Origin of the sequence: Burkholderia sp. AU4i, from assembly GCF_000466765.1 — a bacterium.
Lineage (GTDB): Bacteria > Pseudomonadota > Gammaproteobacteria > Burkholderiales > Burkholderiaceae > Burkholderia > Burkholderia cepacia.
The window spans coordinates 24,622-40,744 of record NZ_ASSI01000126.1; the positions used below are offsets into that span (position 1 = coordinate 24,622).

Consider the following 16,123-nt stretch of genomic DNA (forward strand, 5'->3'; position numbering starts at 1 on the left):
CGGGGGATCTCCTGGGTTTCGTCGCCCGGTCAGGCCAGTGTCTTGCTCGTGTCTGCCAGCGCTTCCGTATCCACTGCCCGGCCCTGGTTCATCCACTTGCGCGCGAGCTTCAGCTCACGCGCGTTGTTCACGGCGATGACACCTCTCACATGCCCTTCGCCCACGAAAAACAGCGTCGCGCGGCGCGCGGCAAGCTCGCCGCGCACGACGAGCTGCGCATCGGCCGGCAGATCGCCGAGGATCTGCAGGTTCACGTCGTACTGATCCGACCAGAACCACGGAATCTCCGCGTACGGTGCGCGCACGCCCAGCACGGCCTTCGCGGCCGCGATCGCCTGGTTCTGCGCATTGGCCCACGATTCGAGCCGCACGCGCCGCTTCAGCCAGCCGTTGTGATGGTTCGCGACGTCGCCGCACGCGAAGATCGCCGAGTCGCTCGTCGCACCGAATTCGTCGACGACGATGCCGTCGTCGATCGCCAGCCCCGCGTCGCTCGCGAGCGATGCGTTCAGCGCAAGGCCGATGCCGGCCACCGCGAAATCGGCGTCGATCGTCGTGCCGTCGGCGAGCGTCGCGCGTACCTTCGACGCATCGTCCGGCTGTGCGTCGAGCGACGCGAGCGCCGCGCCGAGCCGTACGTCGACGCCGTTCGCGCGATGCAGGTCGAGCAGGAAATCGGACACGATCTGCGGCACCGAGCGGCCGCACAGCCGCGGCGCGCCTTCGACCACGACCGCCTCGACGCCGAGCTTGCGCGCGGTCGCCGCGACTTCGAGGCCGATCCAGCCGCCGCCGATCACGAGCACGCGCCGGCTCGCGCGCAGCTTCTCGCCGAGTGCGGCCGCTTCGTCGAGCGTGCGCAGGTAATGCAGGTTCGGCGTCTTCACGAGCGCGTCCGGCAGGCGGCGCGACGTGCCGCCGGTCGCGATCACGAGGCGGTCGTATTCGATCTCGCGGCCGCTTTCGGTACGCACCACGCGGCGCGCACGGTCGATCGACGCGGCGCGTTCCGGCTGCCATGCCTCGACGTTCAGCGCATCGAACTCGTCGGGACGCACGACGCGCACGGTTTCGATGTCGGCGTCGCCCGCCAGCACGGCCTTCGACAGCGGCGGCCGCTCGTACGGCAGATGCGGCTCGTCGGCGATCATCACGAGACGGCCCGCAAAACCTTCCGCGCGCAGCGTCTTCAGCACCCAGCCGGCGGCCTGGCCGCCGCCGATCACGACGACCGTGCCCGGCGCGGCGTGCGCCTGTGCGTTCTCTTCGCTCACGATTTGCGCTCCGTCATGAACTTGCCTTCCGGCGCCTTCGCGTGCTTCTGCCGGCGCGTGTTGCCGTCGAGGCCGCCGTCGACGGCCCATTCGGCGAACACCGTCGGGCCCGGTTCGAATTCGCGCGGCTGCCATTCGGGCGTCAGCATGTCTTCGTCCGCGTAATACTCGATCAGGCCGCCGGCCGGGTTCTGGAAGTACCAGAAGTACGCGGACGACACCGGATGACGACCCGGCCCGAGTTGCGTTTCCCAGCCGCAGCGGTCGATGTGCAGGCCGCCGCCGAATACTTCGTGGATGTCGCGCACGGTGAACGCGACGTGGTTCAGGCCACGTTTGCCGTTCGGCAGCGCGAGCAGGAACAGGTCGTGGTGGCCGCCGTGCGGCGCGCAGCGCATGAACGCGCCGCGGCCCGGGTAGCGGTCCGACGTCTCGAAGCCCAGCAGCTCGTGATAGAACTTTTCCTGCGCGTCGAGGCAGTTCGTGAAGAACACGACATGCCCGACCTCGACCGGCTCCGCACGCGCGTAGATCGGGCTCGGCTGGTCGACGCGCAGCGTCCGGCCCCACACGTTCGACGGCGAGCCCGTGATGTCGAGTGCGCGCTTGCGCGTGACTTCGATGCGGATCGCCATCCCGTTCGGGTCGGTGCAACCGAGCGCATCCTTCCGCGCATAAAAGCCGGGCTGGCCTGCAAACTTGCCGCGCAGCGCGTCGAGTTCCTGCTGCGTCGCGACGCCCCACGTGACTTCACGCAGCGTCGGGCCCGCTTCGAACGCGGGCGGCAGCGCCGGGTCGTCGGCCTTGACGACCAGCACGGTGCAGCCGTTCAGCGTCTCGAAGCGCGCCTGCGTGTCGTCGTGCTCGACTTCCTTCAGCCCCCAGTCGGCGAAAAAGCGCCGGCAGGTGGCGAGATCGTCGACCCCGTACGTGATCTGCTCGATTCCCAGAATGCTCATTGCGTTTTTCCCCTTCGCTCAGTTCGCCCACGGCAGCGGCGCGTCGTTCAAGCCCCAGTAGAGGCTCTTCTGCTGCATGTACTCGCGGATGCCGAGACGCCCCTTCTCGCGGCCCATCCCGCTCTCCTTCCAGCCCGAGAACGGCGTGGAGATCGAGAACAGCTTGTACGTGTTGATCCAGACGGTGCCCGTCTCCAGCGCGCGCGCGATGCGCCACGCGCGCTTGTAGTCGCGCGCCCAGATGCCGGCTGCCAGGCCGAACACGCTGTCGTTCGCCTGCGCGATCAGCGACGCCTCGTCGTCGAACGGCATCGCGACGAGCACGGGGCCGAAGATTTCCTCCTGGCAGATGCGCGCGCTGTTCGGCAGGCCTTCGAGAATCGTCGGCTGATAGAAGAAGCCGTTCTCGCGACCGTCGCCCGACGGCCGCTCGCCGCCGCACAGCAGGCGGCCGCCTTCCTCGAGGCCGAGCGCCACGTAGCGCTCCACCGACTCGCGATGCTTCGCGGTGATCAGCGGCCCCATCTGCGTGTCGGCGCGCGTCGGGTCACCCACGCGCAGCTTGCGTGCGCCCGCGACCAGGCGCTGCATGAATTCGTCGTACACCGCGCGCTGCACGAACAGCCGCGAACCCGCGATGCACGCTTCGCCCGACGAGCTGAAGATGCCGTACAGCACGCCGTTCACTGCATGATCGAGATCGGCGTCGTCGCACACGATCGTCGGCGACTTGCCGCCGAGTTCGAGCGACACGGGCATCAGCTTTTCCGCCGCGATGCGCGCGATGCCGCGGCCCACTTCCGTGCCGCCCGTGAACGACACCTTCTTCACGAGCGGATGGCGCACGAGCACGTCGCCGATCACCGAGCCCTTGCCCGGCAGCACGCTCAGCACGCCCTTCGGCACGCCGGCTTCCTCGCAGATGCGGGCCAGCGCGAGCGACACGAGCGGCGTGACCTCGGCCGGCTTGAGCACCACCGCGTTGCCGCCGGCGAGCGCCGGCGCGAGCTTCTGCGCATCGGACGCGATCGGTGAATTCCACGGCGTGATCGCCGCGATCACGCCGATCGGCTCGTGCACGCTCATCGTCAGGTAGTCGCCGCGCGACGGCGTCAGTTCCTCGTCGAGCGTTTCGAGGCACGCCGCGAAATAGCGGAACGTGTTCGCCGCGCTCGCCACCAGCACGCGCGTCTCGCCGATCGGCTTGCCGTTGTCGCGACGCTGCAGGTTCGCAAGCGCCTCGTGGCGCTGCATGATCAGGTCGGCGATGCGGTACAGCACCTGCGCGCGCAGGTGCGGCTTCAGCCCGGCCCAGTCGGCGCGGCGCCAGGCGGCGTCGGCGGCCACGACGGCTTCGGCCGCGTCTTCCGCGTTCGCCGTCGACACTTCCATGTTCAGCGACTGGTCGGCCGGATAGATGCTCGCGTAAGGCGCGCCACGGCCGCGCCGCCATTCGCCGCCGATCAGGATGTTGCCGTCGGGCACGAGGCTCGTATCGAAAGGAGTCATGTCACAAGTCCCACAAATCTGTCTCTGCACGTCCGCCCTCGCGGTGGCGCGGGCGGACATTCAATGGCCCGGTCAGATCACGCAGCGGGCCGCGCGGTTGCGCAGCGCGCGGATCGCGCTGTACGCCGTCAGCGCGGACGTCTTCGGGTTGTCGGGCAGCGGCTTGCCGCTCATTTCCAGCGACATCTCGCCGAATGCGCCGCGCGCGGTGATGCGGTGCACGTTGCGCTCGACCGCCGGATCGGCGATCAGACGCACGTGCGTCGCGTCGAGGCCGAGGCCCGCGAGCGCCACGGTGGCCGCGACGTTCGCGTTCTTCGGATACAGGCGCGCGGCGTCGCGCGCGGTGCCTTCGAAGATCACCTTCGCCTCGCTCATCGCGCGCAGGTCGCACATCTCCTCGGCGGGCGTGCCGAGCCAGCCGAGCGGCGGCTTGCGGCCCACGTACAGCACTTCGTCGAGGCCGCCCTGCTTCGCGGAGGCCAGCGCGTCGATGCCGCCGATCGCGCCGGACAGCAGCGTGACCGTCGCGTCGCCTTCGTCGGCCGCCTGCGCGAGCACGTCGAGCAGCGCGAGGTCGGACAGCGCGCCGATCGACGCGACCGCGCAGTCGGTGCCGGCCTTCAGCAGCGGCACGACGTGATCGACGAGCGCGCTGTGGCCCGCGCATTCGAGCGCAAACTCGGGGCGGCGGGCCAGTGCGTCGACCGACGACACGACCTCCACCGCGCCGCCCAGCACGCCCTGCACCGCCGCGCGCTGGTGTTCCGGCACGATCACGTGCGCGACGCGCAGCGACGCATCGTGCTCGACCGCGTGGTACACGGCCGCGCCGATCGCACCGAAGCCGATCATCGCGACGTCGACGGGGGCGTGGGCCCGCTTTTGCCCGTTAAGCATACTGGCGCTCCGTCGGCGCTTCCTTCTTCACCGGCGGGCCCGCGAACTGCGATGCGAACGAGCCGACCGACAGCATGTCGACCTCGACCATCACCGGCCCTTCCTTGGCCATCCCTTCGCGCACGATCGCCTCGGCGTCGTCGAGCGACGTGATCCGGTAATGCGTGAGGCCGAAGCTCGCGCAGAACTGCGCGAAATCGGGCTGGTGCAGTTGCACGAAGCAGCGGCGGCCGCCGTAGTGCGCGTCCTGGATGTTGCGGATCACGCCGTAGCACTGGTCGTTCATCAGCACGATCATCACGTTCGCGTTTTCCTGCACGGCCGTCACGAGTTCCCCGACGTTGACCATCAGGCCGCCGTCGCCGACCAGGCAGACGGTCTTCGCCGCCGCGCCCGCGAGCGCCGCGCCGATGCCCATCTGGATGCCCTGGCCGATGCCGCCGCCGAGCGCATGCACGCCCGAGCGCGGCTCGAAGATCTTCAGCAGGCGGTTGCCCCACGTGCTGTTCGAGATCGTCACGTCGCGCACCCAGTTGTAGTCGCGGCCGACCGCACCCTGCAGCGTGTCGACCAGCTTCTTGTACGGCCCGAGGCCCTTCGACACGTCGGCCACCGCCTGCTCGCGGGCTGCCGCGAGATCGGCCGCGAACTGCGGATCGACCGACAGGCGGCCTTCGAGCCGGTCGGCCAGCTCGGCCAGCACGCGCTTCGAATCGCCATGCACGAACAGCTCGTTGCGATAGCCGCGGTTGTCGGCGAGTGCGTCGGCATCGATGCGGAACAGCGGCTGCGGCAGCGCGAGCTTGTACTTCAGCGTTTCGTTGCCGCGCAGGCGCGAACCGACGACGACGAGCGCATCGCAGGTCTTGTAGAACGCTTCGACGGACGCGTGCACGTTGAACGCGCCGAGCGTCGCCGGGTGATCCTCCGGCAGCACGCCACGGCCCTGCACGCTCGTCACGACGCCGAAGCCGAGCTTCACGAGGCGCTCGACTTCCGCGCGTGCATGGCGCGCGCCGCCGCCGAGCCACAGCAGCGGACGGCGCTTCGCCGCGAGGGCATCGGCGAGCTTCGCGACGCGTGCGGAATCGTGCTCGCGCACCGTGACGTGTGCCGGTGCGAGGTCTTCCGGCCATTCGATTTCAGCTGCCTGGATGTCGATCGGAATCTCGACCGACACCGGGCCCGTCGGCGCCGTCTGCGCGATGCGCACGGCTTCGCGGATCGTCGGCAGCACGGTTTCGACGGTGCGCACGCGGAAGGCGGCCTTCGAGATCGAGTCCAGCATCGACAGTTGATCCGGCGCTTCGTGGATATACGCGAGATCCTGGTCGAGATACGGCGTCTCGATCTGCCCCGTGACGTGCAGCAGCGCGGTGCCTGCCGTCAGCGCCTCGACCATCGCGCCCGCCGCGTTGCCTGCCGCCGTCCCCGTGCTCGTGAACGCGACGCCGAGGCCGCCCGACACGCGGGCCAGGCCGTCGGCCATGTTCAATGCGCCGGCTTCGCCGCGTGCGCCGACGTACCGGATGTTGCCGCGCGAGTTGATCGCGTCGAGGATCGGCATGTTGTGGATCGAGATGACACCGAATGCGGTCTTCACGCCGCACTGCTCGAGAAAGGCGGCAATCAGCTCGCCAACCGTGGTTTTTTCAGACATGGCGTGCAAAGCCTCCAGAAACGTCGATATGGCTGCCCGTCGTGTAGGACGACAGATGCGTTGCGAGATAAAAAAGTGCCCAGGCTGCCTCGTCGGGCTTGCCGAAGCGGTTCAGCGGAATGTGCTTCGTGCGGGCGATCGCGCCCGTCCAGTCCTCCCAGCTTTCGCCGGCCTGCGCCTGCGCTTCGTAACGGCGGCGCCACTGGCCCGACTCGACGATGCCGATCAGGATCGAGTTCACGCGGATGCGCTGCGGCGCGAGTTCGTTCGCGAGCGACTTCACGAGGCTCAGCACGCCCGCGCGCGCCGACGACGTCGCGACCATGTGCGGCTCCGGCTGCAGCGCGAGCAGCGAGTTCACGCAGGTGATCGTCGGCGCCTGCGCATCGCGCAGCAGCGGCAGGAACGCGCGCGTCGGGCGGATGATGCTGAAATACTTCAGTTCGAGCTCGTCGCGCCACGCGTCGTCGGTCGTGTCCGCGAAGGTCGACACGCGACCCTGGCCGGCGTTGTTGACCAGCATGTCGGCGCGGCCGAAGCGCGCGGACACCGCTTGCGCGAACGCGGCGACGTCATGCTCGTCGAGCACGTTGCAGCGCGCGGCGAGCAGTTGCGCGCCCGGGTATTTTTCGTCGAGCATCGCCTCGGCGCGCGCCAGGCGCTCGCCGTCGCGGCCGCAAATCGCGACCGATGCGCCTGCCTGCACGAACCGTTCGGCGGTCGCGAGGCCGATGCCGGACGAACCGCCCGTCACCACCGCCACCTGCCCGGTCAGATCGATCTGGATCATCGGAGTCCTAATGCTTTCATGAACGTGTGCTCGTCATCCGAGCGGTAATTGAGCCGCCGCGACAGTTCCGCCGCCGCGCGCTGCACCTTGTCGATCAGCCCGTCCGCGATCAGCGCCGCGTCGATTTCCGGACGCGGCACCGTCACCGTGATGCACGCGACGATCTTCTGCGTCTCGTTGCGCACCGGCGCCGTGACCACCGAGATGCCGCGCTCGAACGACGAATTGCTGACGCCGTAGCCGCGCAGCGCATCCTCGCGGATCACTTCGTACAGCGCGTCGACCGTTTCCGGTGTCGCGTTCGTCATCCGGTTCAGCGTGCCTTCCGGATACAGCGAGCGCAGCTCCTTCAGCGACAGGTCGCCCATCAGCACGTGGCCGTGCGTCGTCGCATGCGCGGGCAAGCGCGTGCCGACGTTCACGCGGATCGAGCTGAACACCGGCGACTGGCTCTGTGCTTTCGCGACGAACACCACGTCTCGGCCATCACGGATCACGATGTGCGTCGTGAAGCCGGTGGCGTCGCGCAGGCTCTCGATCACGGGCAGGCCGAGATCGGTCAACTCCAGCGAGCTCAGGTATTCGAAGCCGAGCCGCAGCACGGCGATGCCGAGCTTGTAGTTGCGATCCTTGTCCGCGCGCTCGAGGAAGCCGAGCGATTCGAGCGTCTGCAGCAGGCGGAACACCGTCGTGCGCGGAATGCCGAGCCGCTTCGACAGCTCCGGCGCACCGAGCACGGGCTCGCGCGGCGAGAATTCGGCGAGGATCCGCAGCCCGCGTTCGAGGCCGGGCACCACGTAGTTGGCTTCGGCCTTGTCGTTTTCGGGTTCGGGTCGTTGCAGCGGTTCGTTCATGCCAGCCCCCGCTGTTGGTCGCACTGACGGCAGAACGTGTCGATCAGCGCGGAATAGACGGCCGGCGCCTCGACATAACCGGCATGACCGGCTTGCGGAATCACCTGCAGCCCGACGTGCGCAGCCGCGGCGATCCGCTCGCACGCGGCGGGCGGCGTGATCGCGTCGTTCGCACCGACGGCCACGGCCGTGCGACCGCGAAAGCCGGCGAGATCGGCCGCGAGATCGGCGTTCGCGAGCAGATGCGTGGCCTGCGCATAGCCGGCCGGCACGATGCGCGCCATGTTCCAGCGCACCCACGCACGTGCGTCCTCGTTCGCGAAACCGGACAGCATGTTGCCGCTGCGCTGCTCGGCGAGCCCGGCCGGGCCGAGTTCGGCGAGCATCGCGAGCCGCGCGTCGCGGCGCGATTCGCGCGTTTCGGCCGGTGCGCTGCCGTAGCCGCCCGCGGGCGACACCAGCAGCAGGCCGGCGATCCGCGCGGGCATCACGCGGGCGAGACCGCCCGCCACGATCGCGCCGAGCGAATGGCCGACCAGCACACAGCGTTCGATGCCGAGTGCCTCGAGCCACGCGTTCAGCGATGCCGCGTAATCGGCGGCGGCCGGCGACGCGCCGTGCACGGGCGTCGATACGCCGTAACCGGGCGCGTCCCACGCGAGCACGCGCCGCGATGCGCCGAGCGTGTCGAGCTGGCTGACCCACGATGCGGCGCCCGAGCCGATGCCGTGCAGCAGCACGACGGGCAGCGCACGGCCCGCATGCTGCGCGCCGGCCTCACGGTAACCGATCGTGCCCGCCGCGCCGGCCGCGCAACGCTGCTCGGGAAACTGCCCGAGCAGCGCGGCGAACGCCGCGGTGCGGTCGCGCTCGCGTTTGTCGATGACACTCATTGCTTCACCCGTCCCGTCTCAGCGCTTGATCTTCGCGAGCGGCGAATCGGGCGGATACGTCGGCGTGACCGGCTTCGGCGAACCGAGCATCACGCACATCAGCGCATCTTCCTCGCCGATGTTGATTTCCGTGCGATACACGCCCGGCGGCACCGAGATCAGGTCGCGCTCGCCGAGGATCGCTTCCCACGTCTCGCCGTCGCGTTCGCAGATCACCTTCATCTTGCCGCGCAGCACGAAGAAGATTTCTTCCACGTCGATGTGGATGTGGCTCGGGCCAATGTTGCCGGCCGGGATGACCATCGTCGAGAACGTGAAGTTGCCGGCCGGCACCGTGTTGACGTCCTTCGCGACGCCCGTGCCGCCCGTGCCGACGTAGCGCATCTGCGCGCGGCGGTACTTCGGGTCGTAGTCGGCCTGGAACTTCAGTGCGTCCCAGTCGTAGCGCCGCGTCGCGTAGCGAGCAACGCGCCCTTCCATCCAGTCGTTGAAGCTTGCGCCTTCCGGCTGGTCCCACGACTTGCGTTCGAGATCGGCGTCCGCCATCGTCCTCTCCTTCATCAGAGTGAAAACTTCAATTCAATTCATTACGAAGCCGCCGTTTACCGGCAGCAATTGACCCGTCACGAAGCGCGCGCCGTCCGACAGCAGGAACAGCACGGGGCCCGTCACGTCGTCGGGCACCTGCGCGCGCGTCAGCGCACGGCCCTGCATGTAGAACGCGTGGCGCTCGGCCGGCACGTAGGCGGTCGCCTCGACTTCCGTCAGCCCCGGCGCGATCGCATTGACCGTCACGCCGTGCGCGCCGAATTCGCGCGCCTGCGCATGCGTCATCGCGATCACCGCGCCCTTGCTCGCGACGTACGCGAGCAGCTTCGGCGCCCCCCACAGCGCGGTGTCCGATGCGAGGTTCACGATCGCGCCGCGCCCCGACTGCGCGAGGTGCGGCAACGCCGCATTGCTGACGAGCCACACGCCGCGCACGTTCACGTTCATCACGTCGTCCCAGGTCGACACGTCGAGCTCCGTCGACAATTTGCCGCCCGAATTCGTGATCGCCGCGTTGTTGATCAGCGCGTCGATGCCGCCGAGCGCCGCCGCGCCCTGCGCGACAAACGCGTCGACACTCGCCGGATCGGCCAGGTCGAGCGTGAAGAAAAACGCGGTATGGCCGGCTTGCGTGAGCTGCGCGGCCAGCGCGCGGCCTTCTTCGGCGAGCACGTCGCCGAACGCGACCTGCGCACCCGCCGCGACCAGCGCCTTCACGAACGCCGCGCCCAGCCCGCGCGCGCCGCCCGTGACGAGCACGCGGCGCCCCGGCAGCGACACGACCGGAGCGCGCTCAGCCATGCGAGGGCTCCGCCGCGGCCTGCGCCGCACGATGCGCGTCGAGCGCGGAAAGATGCTCCTGCGCACGCTGGCGCAGCATCCGGCGCACGCGCGTGATGCCGACGTCGTGCTGGTACAGGTATTCGTGATCGCGCGCGTGCGGCGCGAGGCTTTCGAGGACGTAGCGGTCCTGCTCGAGCACGTCCCAGTGCAGGCCCTCGAGGCGGTTGCGGTACATGAAGCGCCACACGTCGCGCTGCCAGCCGCTGACCTTGCGCGTGCGCCAGAAATAGACCTGGCAGTTGTCGCCGTCGACCGGCGTCGCGAAGCCGATGATCCCGAAGTTGCCGCCGGGGCCGAACTTCTGCTTGTACGGAATCGCAAGGCGCATCCACAGGCAGCCGGTTTCGCCGAGCTCGACCCAGTCGAAATTCACGTCGCGCTGGCCGATCTTCTCGAACATCAGGCCTGTTTCCGTCTTGCGCACGCGCATGTCGGCCTGCTTGTCGCCTTCGGCCATCGAATGCGACGTCGCGTGCAGGTACGCGCCATGCATCGGGTCCATCACGTTGTCGATCGCGTACTGGTAATTGCACTTCCAGTTCGACACGCACAGGAAGTGGCCGTACTCGTCGGCGACCAGTTCCTCGGGCAGGTTCAGCGGCGCCGGCTCGCCGTGCGCTTCATCGCCGAACCACAGGAAGATCGCGCCGGCCTTCTCCTCGACCGGATACGACTTCACGCACTTCGTGCCTTCGAGCGGACAGTTCGACACGGCCGGCACGCGGTTGACCGTGCCGCCGCCGTCGACTTCGATGCCGTGATACCAGCACGCGATGTTGCCGCCGAGGTTCCAGCCGAGCGACAGGCGTGCGCCGCGGTGCGGGCAGCGATCTTCGAGTGCGTGAACCTTGCCCTCGTGATCGCGCCACAGCACGATCTGCTCGGACAGGCGCGTGAGGCCGACGGGTGCGTTCGACACCTGCCAGCTCGGCGCGACGGGATACCAGTAGTTCTTGATGCCGCGGTCGAGATAGTCGCGGACCGGGTCGTGTTGGACTGCGTGTTGTACGGGGGACGTCATCAGTGTGCTCCGGATGCGGTTGTCGGGTCGGCGCTCAGGCGCTCACGCGCGCGGCGCGGTCGCTGCGCTCATTCCGCCAGCGAGGCCATTTCGGCGCGGAAACGCTCAGGTGTCCAAACCGTGCCGTCCGGCGCGCGAAAGCCGATGCGGTTCAGGCCCGCGACGACATCGTCCAGTTCGGTCGCGCCGCTCTCGAACACGCGCTCGAGCGCATCGCCGAGGTCGTTTTCGTACTGGGTCGGGGCGGCCTTGCGGTTCTGCCAGACCTGGTTCTCGGCCTGGCCGGGGATCTCGATCTGCCCCTTGCCCGCGACGTTGTTCGGCTGCGGCGCCACCCACGGCTTCAGGAAGGGATTGAAGTTGACGGTCGCTTCTTTCATCGGTTACTCCACCTTGATCTGGATTTCCTCGCCGGCAAGGCGCACCGCGTACTGCTTCAGCGCGCGCCCGCCCGGACCCTTCAGGCATTCGCCCGTCCTGATGTCGAACACGGCCTCGTGCAGCGGGCATTCGACCGTGCCTTCGTCGACGAACCCCTGCGTCAGCAGCGCGTACGCATGCGGGCACACGTTCTCGAGCGCATACACGTCGTCGCCGACGCGGTAGATCCCGATTTCGACGCCGTCGGTCCGCTTGAACTCGATCGGCGTGTCTTCCGACAGCGCGCCGGCGTGCCCGGCGCAAACCCATTGTTCAGACATCTCACACCCTTCCTTCTGATCGACTCTCGGTTTGTTCCGATTTGTTCCATACCCGGAACAGCAGTTTATGGATGGTGATTATAGGAGCGACTTTTCACGAGTAAAACAAAAAGCTGCACGCCCTAGGGAAAACACCGACCATCGGGTCGGCAGTCACTTCCGCCTGCCTTGCCAAATGTAATTCTTTGTTGTGTAGCGGGCATTTACGGCCTTTTTTCGGGCGTCGTGCACCGCAACCGGGCACCGGCACGAATTCCATCCGTCCCGAAAAAATTATTTTTGATACGGCGCTCGACGCCCCTATACTCCATTCCATCAGAGGCACGTTGTTCCTTGTATGGAACATAAAAAATGCCCGCTCGATGGCGAAGACGCGCAACGGCAGGCCGTTCCCGCGCAGGCCGCCACGGCACGTTTTCATCAGGTTGGAGATTCAGGAGATCAAATGGTCAAGCATGCGGTAGCAGCAACAGTGATCGGATTGGGCGCCGTGTCGGGCGCGTGGGCGCAGAGCAGCGTGGTGCTGTACGGCAGCATGGATGCGGGGGTCGCGTACGTGAACAACGTCGGCGGCCATGCGAAATGGGCGATGATCCAGGGCAATACGCAGCCCGACCGGTGGGGCCTGAAGGGCAAGGAAGACCTCGGCGACGGCCTGTCGGCGATCTTCCAGCTCGAAAACGGCTTCTATACGAACAACGGCCAGTTCGCGACCGCGAACACGATCTGGAACCGCGCGGCCTTCGTCGGCCTCAGCTCGGAACGCTACGGCACGCTGACGCTCGGCCGCCAGACGCCGCTGTCGTTCGACTATCTCGATCCGCTCAGCACGGCCTACCTCGCGATGAGCTGGTATGCGTTCCACCCCGGCAACATCGACGGGCTCGCCGCGACCGGCAACGTGCCGTACAACAACGCGGTCAAGTATCGTTCGCCGACCTTCGCGGGCTTCTCGGCCGCGGCGACGATGGCGCTCGGCAACACGACGAACTTCTCGACCGGCAAGTCGGTCGGCGTCGCGCTGAACTATGCGAACGGGCCGTTCAAGGCGTCGGCCGTGTACTCGAACGAGCACGACCGTTCGATCCTGATCAGCACGACCGGCATCACGTCCTTCCAGGGGCAGAACACCGCGAACGGCTACATCGCGAACAAGGTCGAGAACATCGGCGCGGGCGCGTCCTACCAGTTCGGCGACTTCCTCGTGCATGGCCTGTACACGCGTACGAAAATGCAGTCGAACGGCTATTCGGACACGTTCCAGAGCTACGACGCGGGCGTGAACTATCGCAGCAGCGCGTTCAACACGATCGCGGGCGGCGCGGCAACCACGACGCTGGCCGGCCGCCGCTGGACGCAGGTCGAACTCGGCGACATCTATTCGCTGTCGAAGCGCACGCAGCTTTATGCGAACGTGCTGTACGAGCACGGTTCGGGCGGCGCAAAGGCCGCGTTCTTCACGGCCGGCGTGTCGAGCACCGCGAACCAGGTGGTCGTGCTCACCGGGATCCACCACTCGTTCTGAACGGCGCCAGGCAGCCGGTGCCTGAAACGAAACGAGGGGCCCGCGGGCCCCTCGTTTTTTTGATTGCGGTGCCGCGTGCGGCGGCCCGCCCGACAAGTCGGCGTCAGAACATCGCGACCTTGTGGCGCGCGTGCGCGAACGTCGGGTCGCTTTCGAGCGGACGATAGTTCAGGCGCTGGGACAGGTCGACCGCCGCGCCGCACACGGCTTCGACGAGCCGTTCCTTCTCGCCGGCCTCGCCGATCTCCGAGCGCGGCACCGTCGCGGTGATCGCCGCGACGATCGAGCCCGAATGATCGCGCACGGGCGCCGTGACCGCCGAAATGCCGCTCTCGAACGCCGCCTCGCTGACCGCATAACCGAGCCGCGCGTAATGACGCACGCGCTCGTACAGTTCGTCGACGGTGCCCGGCGTGCGCTCGGTGAACTGTTCGAGTTTCTTCTCCGGATAGAGCTGGCGCAGTGCGTCGCGCGTCAGGTCGCCCATCAACACGTGGCCGTGCACGGTCGCATGCGCGGGCAGGCGCGTGCCGACGTGCACCTTCACCGAACCGAACATCGACGCGTTGCTCTGCGCCTTCGCGACGAACACGACGTCGCGCTGGTCGCGGATCAGCAGATGCGTCGACAGGCCCGTCGTATCGCGCAGCCGCTCGAGCACGGGCGTGCCGAGATCGGTCAGTTCGAGCGAATTCAGGTATTCGAAGCCGAGCCGCAGCACGCCGACGCCCAGCCGGAAATAACGGTCGCCGTTCACGCGCTCGAGGAAACCGAGCGCTTCGAGCGTCTGCAGCAGGCGGAACGTGGTCGTGCGCGGAATGCCGATGCGCTTCGACAACTCGGGCGCGCCGAGCACGGGCTCGCGCGCGGAGAATTCGGCGAGGATCCGCAGCCCGCGTTCGAGCCCCGGCACCAGGTAGGACGATGCGCCGCCGGACGATTCGTCGTCGCCGGGCGCCGCGGATTCAGGCGCGTCGCTCATCGTTGTCTTGGCCATGTGGACATGGACGGAAGGAAATCAATCACGAAACGGGTCATGGATCGTCGTGGGCAGGCGGCCATGCGACCCCGGCGCGCACGCGGGCTCGCACCCGCGTGAATCGCCGCGGCGCAGCATGCGCTTCCACGGCCCCACGAATAGTCATTCACGGTCGAGAGGATAGCAGCGATGGACAGCGCGGCGCCATGCGGAAATCGCCGAACGACGCGATGCCGGCCGTGGGCGCGGCGCGCGGCGGCCGGCGTGGCAGCCGAAGCCGCGCCGCCTACAGGCGCGACAGGTGAACCCGGATGTTCGCGCGGTCATACGTGAATCCGCCGGCCGCGTCCGGCTCGAGCACCCGCGCAAGGTCGACCGCGTACATCCAGCCGCTGCCGAGACGGCCCCCGTTGATCGCCCGGATCCGGCTGCCGCCGACGGCAATCGCGGCATGAAAAACGGTGCCGCCCCGCGAGAAGCCGACCGCGGTTCCGGCCGGAATGCTCGCGCGCCCGTCCCATTCGCCGCCGGTCTCGAAGTTGAAGCGGGTCCGCCAGTGCTGGCCGATCGTGTCGAGCAGCGCACCGGGCGCGATCATCGCGTCGCTGCGCAGCAGATACCGGACATAGGCCGCGGCGTCGTAACAGACGCCGCCGGACACGTACTCGTTGATGTCGGCCATGCCGAACATCAGCGCCTGCGCGTGCTTCTGCCGTTCGGCGAAACCGGATTGGGCGACATGCCCGCCTAACTGGCTCAGTTGCATGGGTGGCTCCTCGTGAAGAAGCAGGACGTCATCGTCCTGCCGACGCAATAACGTCATATGTTATTACGATATCCGGCCACGCCGGCATTCCGGCCCGGGCGTCACGGCATGCGGGTGGCCGATGCCGGCGCGGCAGCGGCCGCATCGGGATTCGGCGCGAGCCGCAGGCGCACGCGCAACGGCTGCAGCATGTCGGGCGGCGGCGGTTCCGCCAGCGGGCCGGCCGTGAGCAGTTGCCGCAGTGTCGCGTCTGCATCGGGATCGCCGAGCGACGCGAATTCGACACGCGTGACGGCGCCGTTCGGGCCGATCCACGCGCGCACGACGATCGCGGGCGGCGGCGCGGCGGCGCTCGCGTTCAGCACGCGCGCCTCGAGATAGCGGTGCAGCCGATCGGCCGCGTCGCCGTCAGCTTCGAGCCACGTCTGGAACTGCTGCCCGGCAAGCTGTCCGTAGCGCATCCATGCCTGCGGCACGTCGGTCGTCTGCGCGACGGCCGGCGCGATACCCAAAACAAGCGCCCACGCGACGACGATCGCCCGCCACCCGCCGGACACGCGCCATTCCTGCCTTCGCTTCATTCCGCCTCCCGTTTCGACGATGAGCCGTCGTGCCGCGTGACATCGCCCGCGCAGCCGCCCACCTGCCCACCCGATCAACCGCCCACCCGATCAACCGCTCAACCGATCTCGATCGGCACATACAGACGCGTGCCGCCGCGCTGGACGAGCAGCGCGACGTTGCCGCGCGCGGCATCGATCTCGGTCATCAGCGCGCCAATGTTCGCGACCGGCGTGCCGTTGACCGACAGCACGATATCGCCGGCCTGCAACCCCGCGCGCGCGGCCTGGCCGCTCGCCTGCTCGACGACGAGCGCCTGGCCGACGCCGAGCCGCTGGC

The 16,123-nt window shown here is 68.0% G+C and carries 19 protein-coding genes; 1 reads left to right on the forward strand and 18 read right to left on the reverse strand.

The window, feature by feature from the left end; translation table 11 throughout:
- Positions 1–29 precede the first annotated feature (29 nt).
- From L810_RS27080 to L810_RS47545, 14 genes are all read right to left on the reverse strand, one after another.
- Positions 30–1,274: an NAD(P)/FAD-dependent oxidoreductase gene (locus L810_RS27080; RefSeq protein WP_021161505.1), complete on the reverse strand. Its 1,245-nt coding sequence runs from the start codon at positions 1,272–1,274 to the stop codon at positions 30–32.
- On the reverse strand, positions 1,271–2,233 hold the full coding sequence (locus L810_RS27085; RefSeq protein WP_021161506.1) for a VOC family protein: 963 nt from the start codon (positions 2,231–2,233) through the stop codon (positions 1,271–1,273). Before L810_RS27085 ends, L810_RS27080 begins: the two co-directional genes overlap by 4 nt.
- 18 nt (positions 2,234–2,251) lie before the next feature.
- A complete protein-coding gene (locus L810_RS27090) occupies positions 2,252–3,742 on the reverse strand; it encodes an aldehyde dehydrogenase (protein ID WP_021161507.1) in 1,491 nt (496 codons plus the stop codon).
- 72 nt (positions 3,743–3,814) lie between these two features.
- Complete coding sequence (locus L810_RS27095; protein ID WP_021161508.1) at positions 3,815–4,642, reverse strand: aspartate dehydrogenase; 828 nt, start codon at positions 4,640–4,642, stop codon at positions 3,815–3,817.
- A complete protein-coding gene (locus L810_RS27100; protein ID WP_021161509.1) occupies positions 4,635–6,302 on the reverse strand; it encodes a thiamine pyrophosphate-binding protein in 1,668 nt (555 codons plus the stop codon). Before L810_RS27100 ends, L810_RS27095 begins: the two co-directional genes overlap by 8 nt.
- The gene (locus L810_RS27105) at positions 6,295–7,092 is read right to left on the reverse strand and encodes an SDR family oxidoreductase (protein ID WP_021161510.1); all 798 of its coding nucleotides are present in this window, start codon (positions 7,090–7,092) and stop codon (positions 6,295–6,297) included. Before L810_RS27105 ends, L810_RS27100 begins: the two co-directional genes overlap by 8 nt.
- Positions 7,089–7,946, reverse strand: coding sequence for an IclR family transcriptional regulator (locus L810_RS27110; protein ID WP_021161511.1), 858 nt, complete (start codon positions 7,944–7,946; stop codon positions 7,089–7,091). The genes L810_RS27105 and L810_RS27110 overlap by 4 nt, the downstream gene beginning before the upstream one ends.
- A complete protein-coding gene (locus L810_RS27115) occupies positions 7,943–8,839 on the reverse strand; it encodes an alpha/beta fold hydrolase (RefSeq protein WP_021161512.1) in 897 nt (298 codons plus the stop codon). Before L810_RS27115 ends, L810_RS27110 begins: the two co-directional genes overlap by 4 nt.
- 18 nt (positions 8,840–8,857) lie before the next feature.
- On the reverse strand, positions 8,858–9,385 hold the full coding sequence (locus tag L810_RS27120) for a cupin domain-containing protein (protein ID WP_021161513.1): 528 nt from the start codon (positions 9,383–9,385) through the stop codon (positions 8,858–8,860).
- A 33-nt stretch (positions 9,386–9,418) separates the two neighbouring features.
- The gene (locus L810_RS27125; RefSeq protein ID WP_021161514.1) at positions 9,419–10,189 is read right to left on the reverse strand and encodes an SDR family oxidoreductase; all 771 of its coding nucleotides are present in this window, start codon (positions 10,187–10,189) and stop codon (positions 9,419–9,421) included.
- Entirely contained in the window at positions 10,182–11,252 is a 1,071-nt protein-coding gene (locus tag L810_RS27130) for an aromatic ring-hydroxylating dioxygenase subunit alpha (RefSeq protein WP_021161515.1), read from the reverse strand. Before L810_RS27130 ends, L810_RS27125 begins: the two co-directional genes overlap by 8 nt.
- 68 nt (positions 11,253–11,320) lie before the next feature.
- Positions 11,321–11,632, reverse strand: coding sequence for a recombinase-like helix-turn-helix domain-containing protein (locus tag L810_RS27135; protein WP_021161516.1), 312 nt, complete (start codon positions 11,630–11,632; stop codon positions 11,321–11,323).
- 3 nt (positions 11,633–11,635) lie between these two features.
- Positions 11,636–11,953: a non-heme iron oxygenase ferredoxin subunit gene (locus L810_RS27140; protein WP_021161517.1), complete on the reverse strand. Its 318-nt coding sequence runs from the start codon at positions 11,951–11,953 to the stop codon at positions 11,636–11,638.
- A gap of 94 nt (positions 11,954–12,047) precedes the next feature.
- On the reverse strand, positions 12,048–12,374 hold the full coding sequence (locus L810_RS47545; protein ID WP_155836385.1) for a hypothetical protein: 327 nt from the start codon (positions 12,372–12,374) through the stop codon (positions 12,048–12,050).
- 24 nt (positions 12,375–12,398) lie between these two features.
- Here L810_RS47545 and L810_RS27145 point away from each other — a divergent pair, with 24 nt between their 5' ends.
- Complete coding sequence (locus L810_RS27145) at positions 12,399–13,478, forward strand: porin (protein WP_042976372.1); 1,080 nt, start codon at positions 12,399–12,401, stop codon at positions 13,476–13,478.
- 103 nt (positions 13,479–13,581) lie between these two features.
- Here the strand turns inward: L810_RS27145 and L810_RS27150 are convergent, their stop codons facing one another.
- The 4 genes from L810_RS27150 to L810_RS27165 all read right to left on the reverse strand — a co-directional run.
- Positions 13,582–14,475, reverse strand: a complete 894-nt coding sequence (locus L810_RS27150) for an IclR family transcriptional regulator (RefSeq protein ID WP_042976374.1) — start codon at positions 14,473–14,475, stop codon at positions 13,582–13,584.
- 268 nt (positions 14,476–14,743) lie between these two features.
- Positions 14,744–15,223 (reverse strand): type 6 secretion system effector deamidase TecA, encoded by a 480-nt coding sequence (gene tecA / locus L810_RS27155; RefSeq protein ID WP_021161519.1) that lies wholly within the window; start codon positions 15,221–15,223, stop codon positions 14,744–14,746.
- Between the two features lie 101 nt (positions 15,224–15,324).
- Positions 15,325–15,804: a hypothetical protein gene (locus L810_RS27160; protein WP_021161520.1), complete on the reverse strand. Its 480-nt coding sequence runs from the start codon at positions 15,802–15,804 to the stop codon at positions 15,325–15,327.
- A gap of 98 nt (positions 15,805–15,902) precedes the next feature.
- On the reverse strand, positions 15,903–16,123 hold a 221-nt coding region (locus L810_RS27165), incomplete at its 5' end, for a PDZ domain-containing protein (RefSeq protein WP_042976375.1).

What these genes read in the sequence shown, in the direction of transcription:
- L810_RS27110 (WP_021161511.1), bottom strand. Translation starts at nt 7,946, where the DNA reads ATGAACGAACCGCTGCAACGACCCGAACCCGAAAACGACAAGGCCGAA.
- L810_RS27130 (WP_021161515.1), bottom strand. Translation starts at nt 11,252, where the DNA reads ATGACGTCCCCCGTACAACACGCAGTCCAACACGACCCGGTCCGCGAC.
- L810_RS27085 (WP_021161506.1), bottom strand. Translation starts at nt 2,233, where the DNA reads ATGAGCATTCTGGGAATCGAGCAGATCACGTACGGGGTCGACGATCTC.
- L810_RS27100 (WP_021161509.1), bottom strand. Translation starts at nt 6,302, where the DNA reads ATGTCTGAAAAAACCACGGTTGGCGAGCTGATTGCCGCCTTTCTCGAG.
- L810_RS27145 (WP_042976372.1), top strand. Translation starts at nt 12,399, where the DNA reads ATGGTCAAGCATGCGGTAGCAGCAACAGTGATCGGATTGGGCGCCGTG.
- L810_RS27115 (WP_021161512.1), bottom strand. Translation starts at nt 8,839, where the DNA reads ATGAGTGTCATCGACAAACGCGAGCGCGACCGCACCGCGGCGTTCGCC.
- L810_RS27090 (WP_021161507.1), bottom strand. Translation starts at nt 3,742, where the DNA reads ATGACTCCTTTCGATACGAGCCTCGTGCCCGACGGCAACATCCTGATC.
- L810_RS27140 (WP_021161517.1), bottom strand. Translation starts at nt 11,953, where the DNA reads ATGTCTGAACAATGGGTTTGCGCCGGGCACGCCGGCGCGCTGTCGGAA.
- L810_RS27160 (WP_021161520.1), bottom strand. Translation starts at nt 15,804, where the DNA reads ATGAAGCGAAGGCAGGAATGGCGCGTGTCCGGCGGGTGGCGGGCGATC.
- L810_RS27095 (WP_021161508.1), bottom strand. Translation starts at nt 4,642, where the DNA reads ATGCTTAACGGGCAAAAGCGGGCCCACGCCCCCGTCGACGTCGCGATG.
- L810_RS27105 (WP_021161510.1), bottom strand. Translation starts at nt 7,092, where the DNA reads ATGATCCAGATCGATCTGACCGGGCAGGTGGCGGTGGTGACGGGCGGT.
- L810_RS27135 (WP_021161516.1), bottom strand. Translation starts at nt 11,632, where the DNA reads ATGAAAGAAGCGACCGTCAACTTCAATCCCTTCCTGAAGCCGTGGGTG.
- L810_RS27125 (WP_021161514.1), bottom strand. Translation starts at nt 10,189, where the DNA reads ATGGCTGAGCGCGCTCCGGTCGTGTCGCTGCCGGGGCGCCGCGTGCTC.
- tecA (WP_021161519.1), bottom strand. Translation starts at nt 15,223, where the DNA reads ATGCAACTGAGCCAGTTAGGCGGGCATGTCGCCCAATCCGGTTTCGCC.
- L810_RS27150 (WP_042976374.1), bottom strand. Translation starts at nt 14,475, where the DNA reads ATGGCCAAGACAACGATGAGCGACGCGCCTGAATCCGCGGCGCCCGGC.
- L810_RS47545 (WP_155836385.1), bottom strand. Translation starts at nt 12,374, where the DNA reads ATGAAAACGTGCCGTGGCGGCCTGCGCGGGAACGGCCTGCCGTTGCGC.
- L810_RS27120 (WP_021161513.1), bottom strand. Translation starts at nt 9,385, where the DNA reads ATGGCGGACGCCGATCTCGAACGCAAGTCGTGGGACCAGCCGGAAGGC.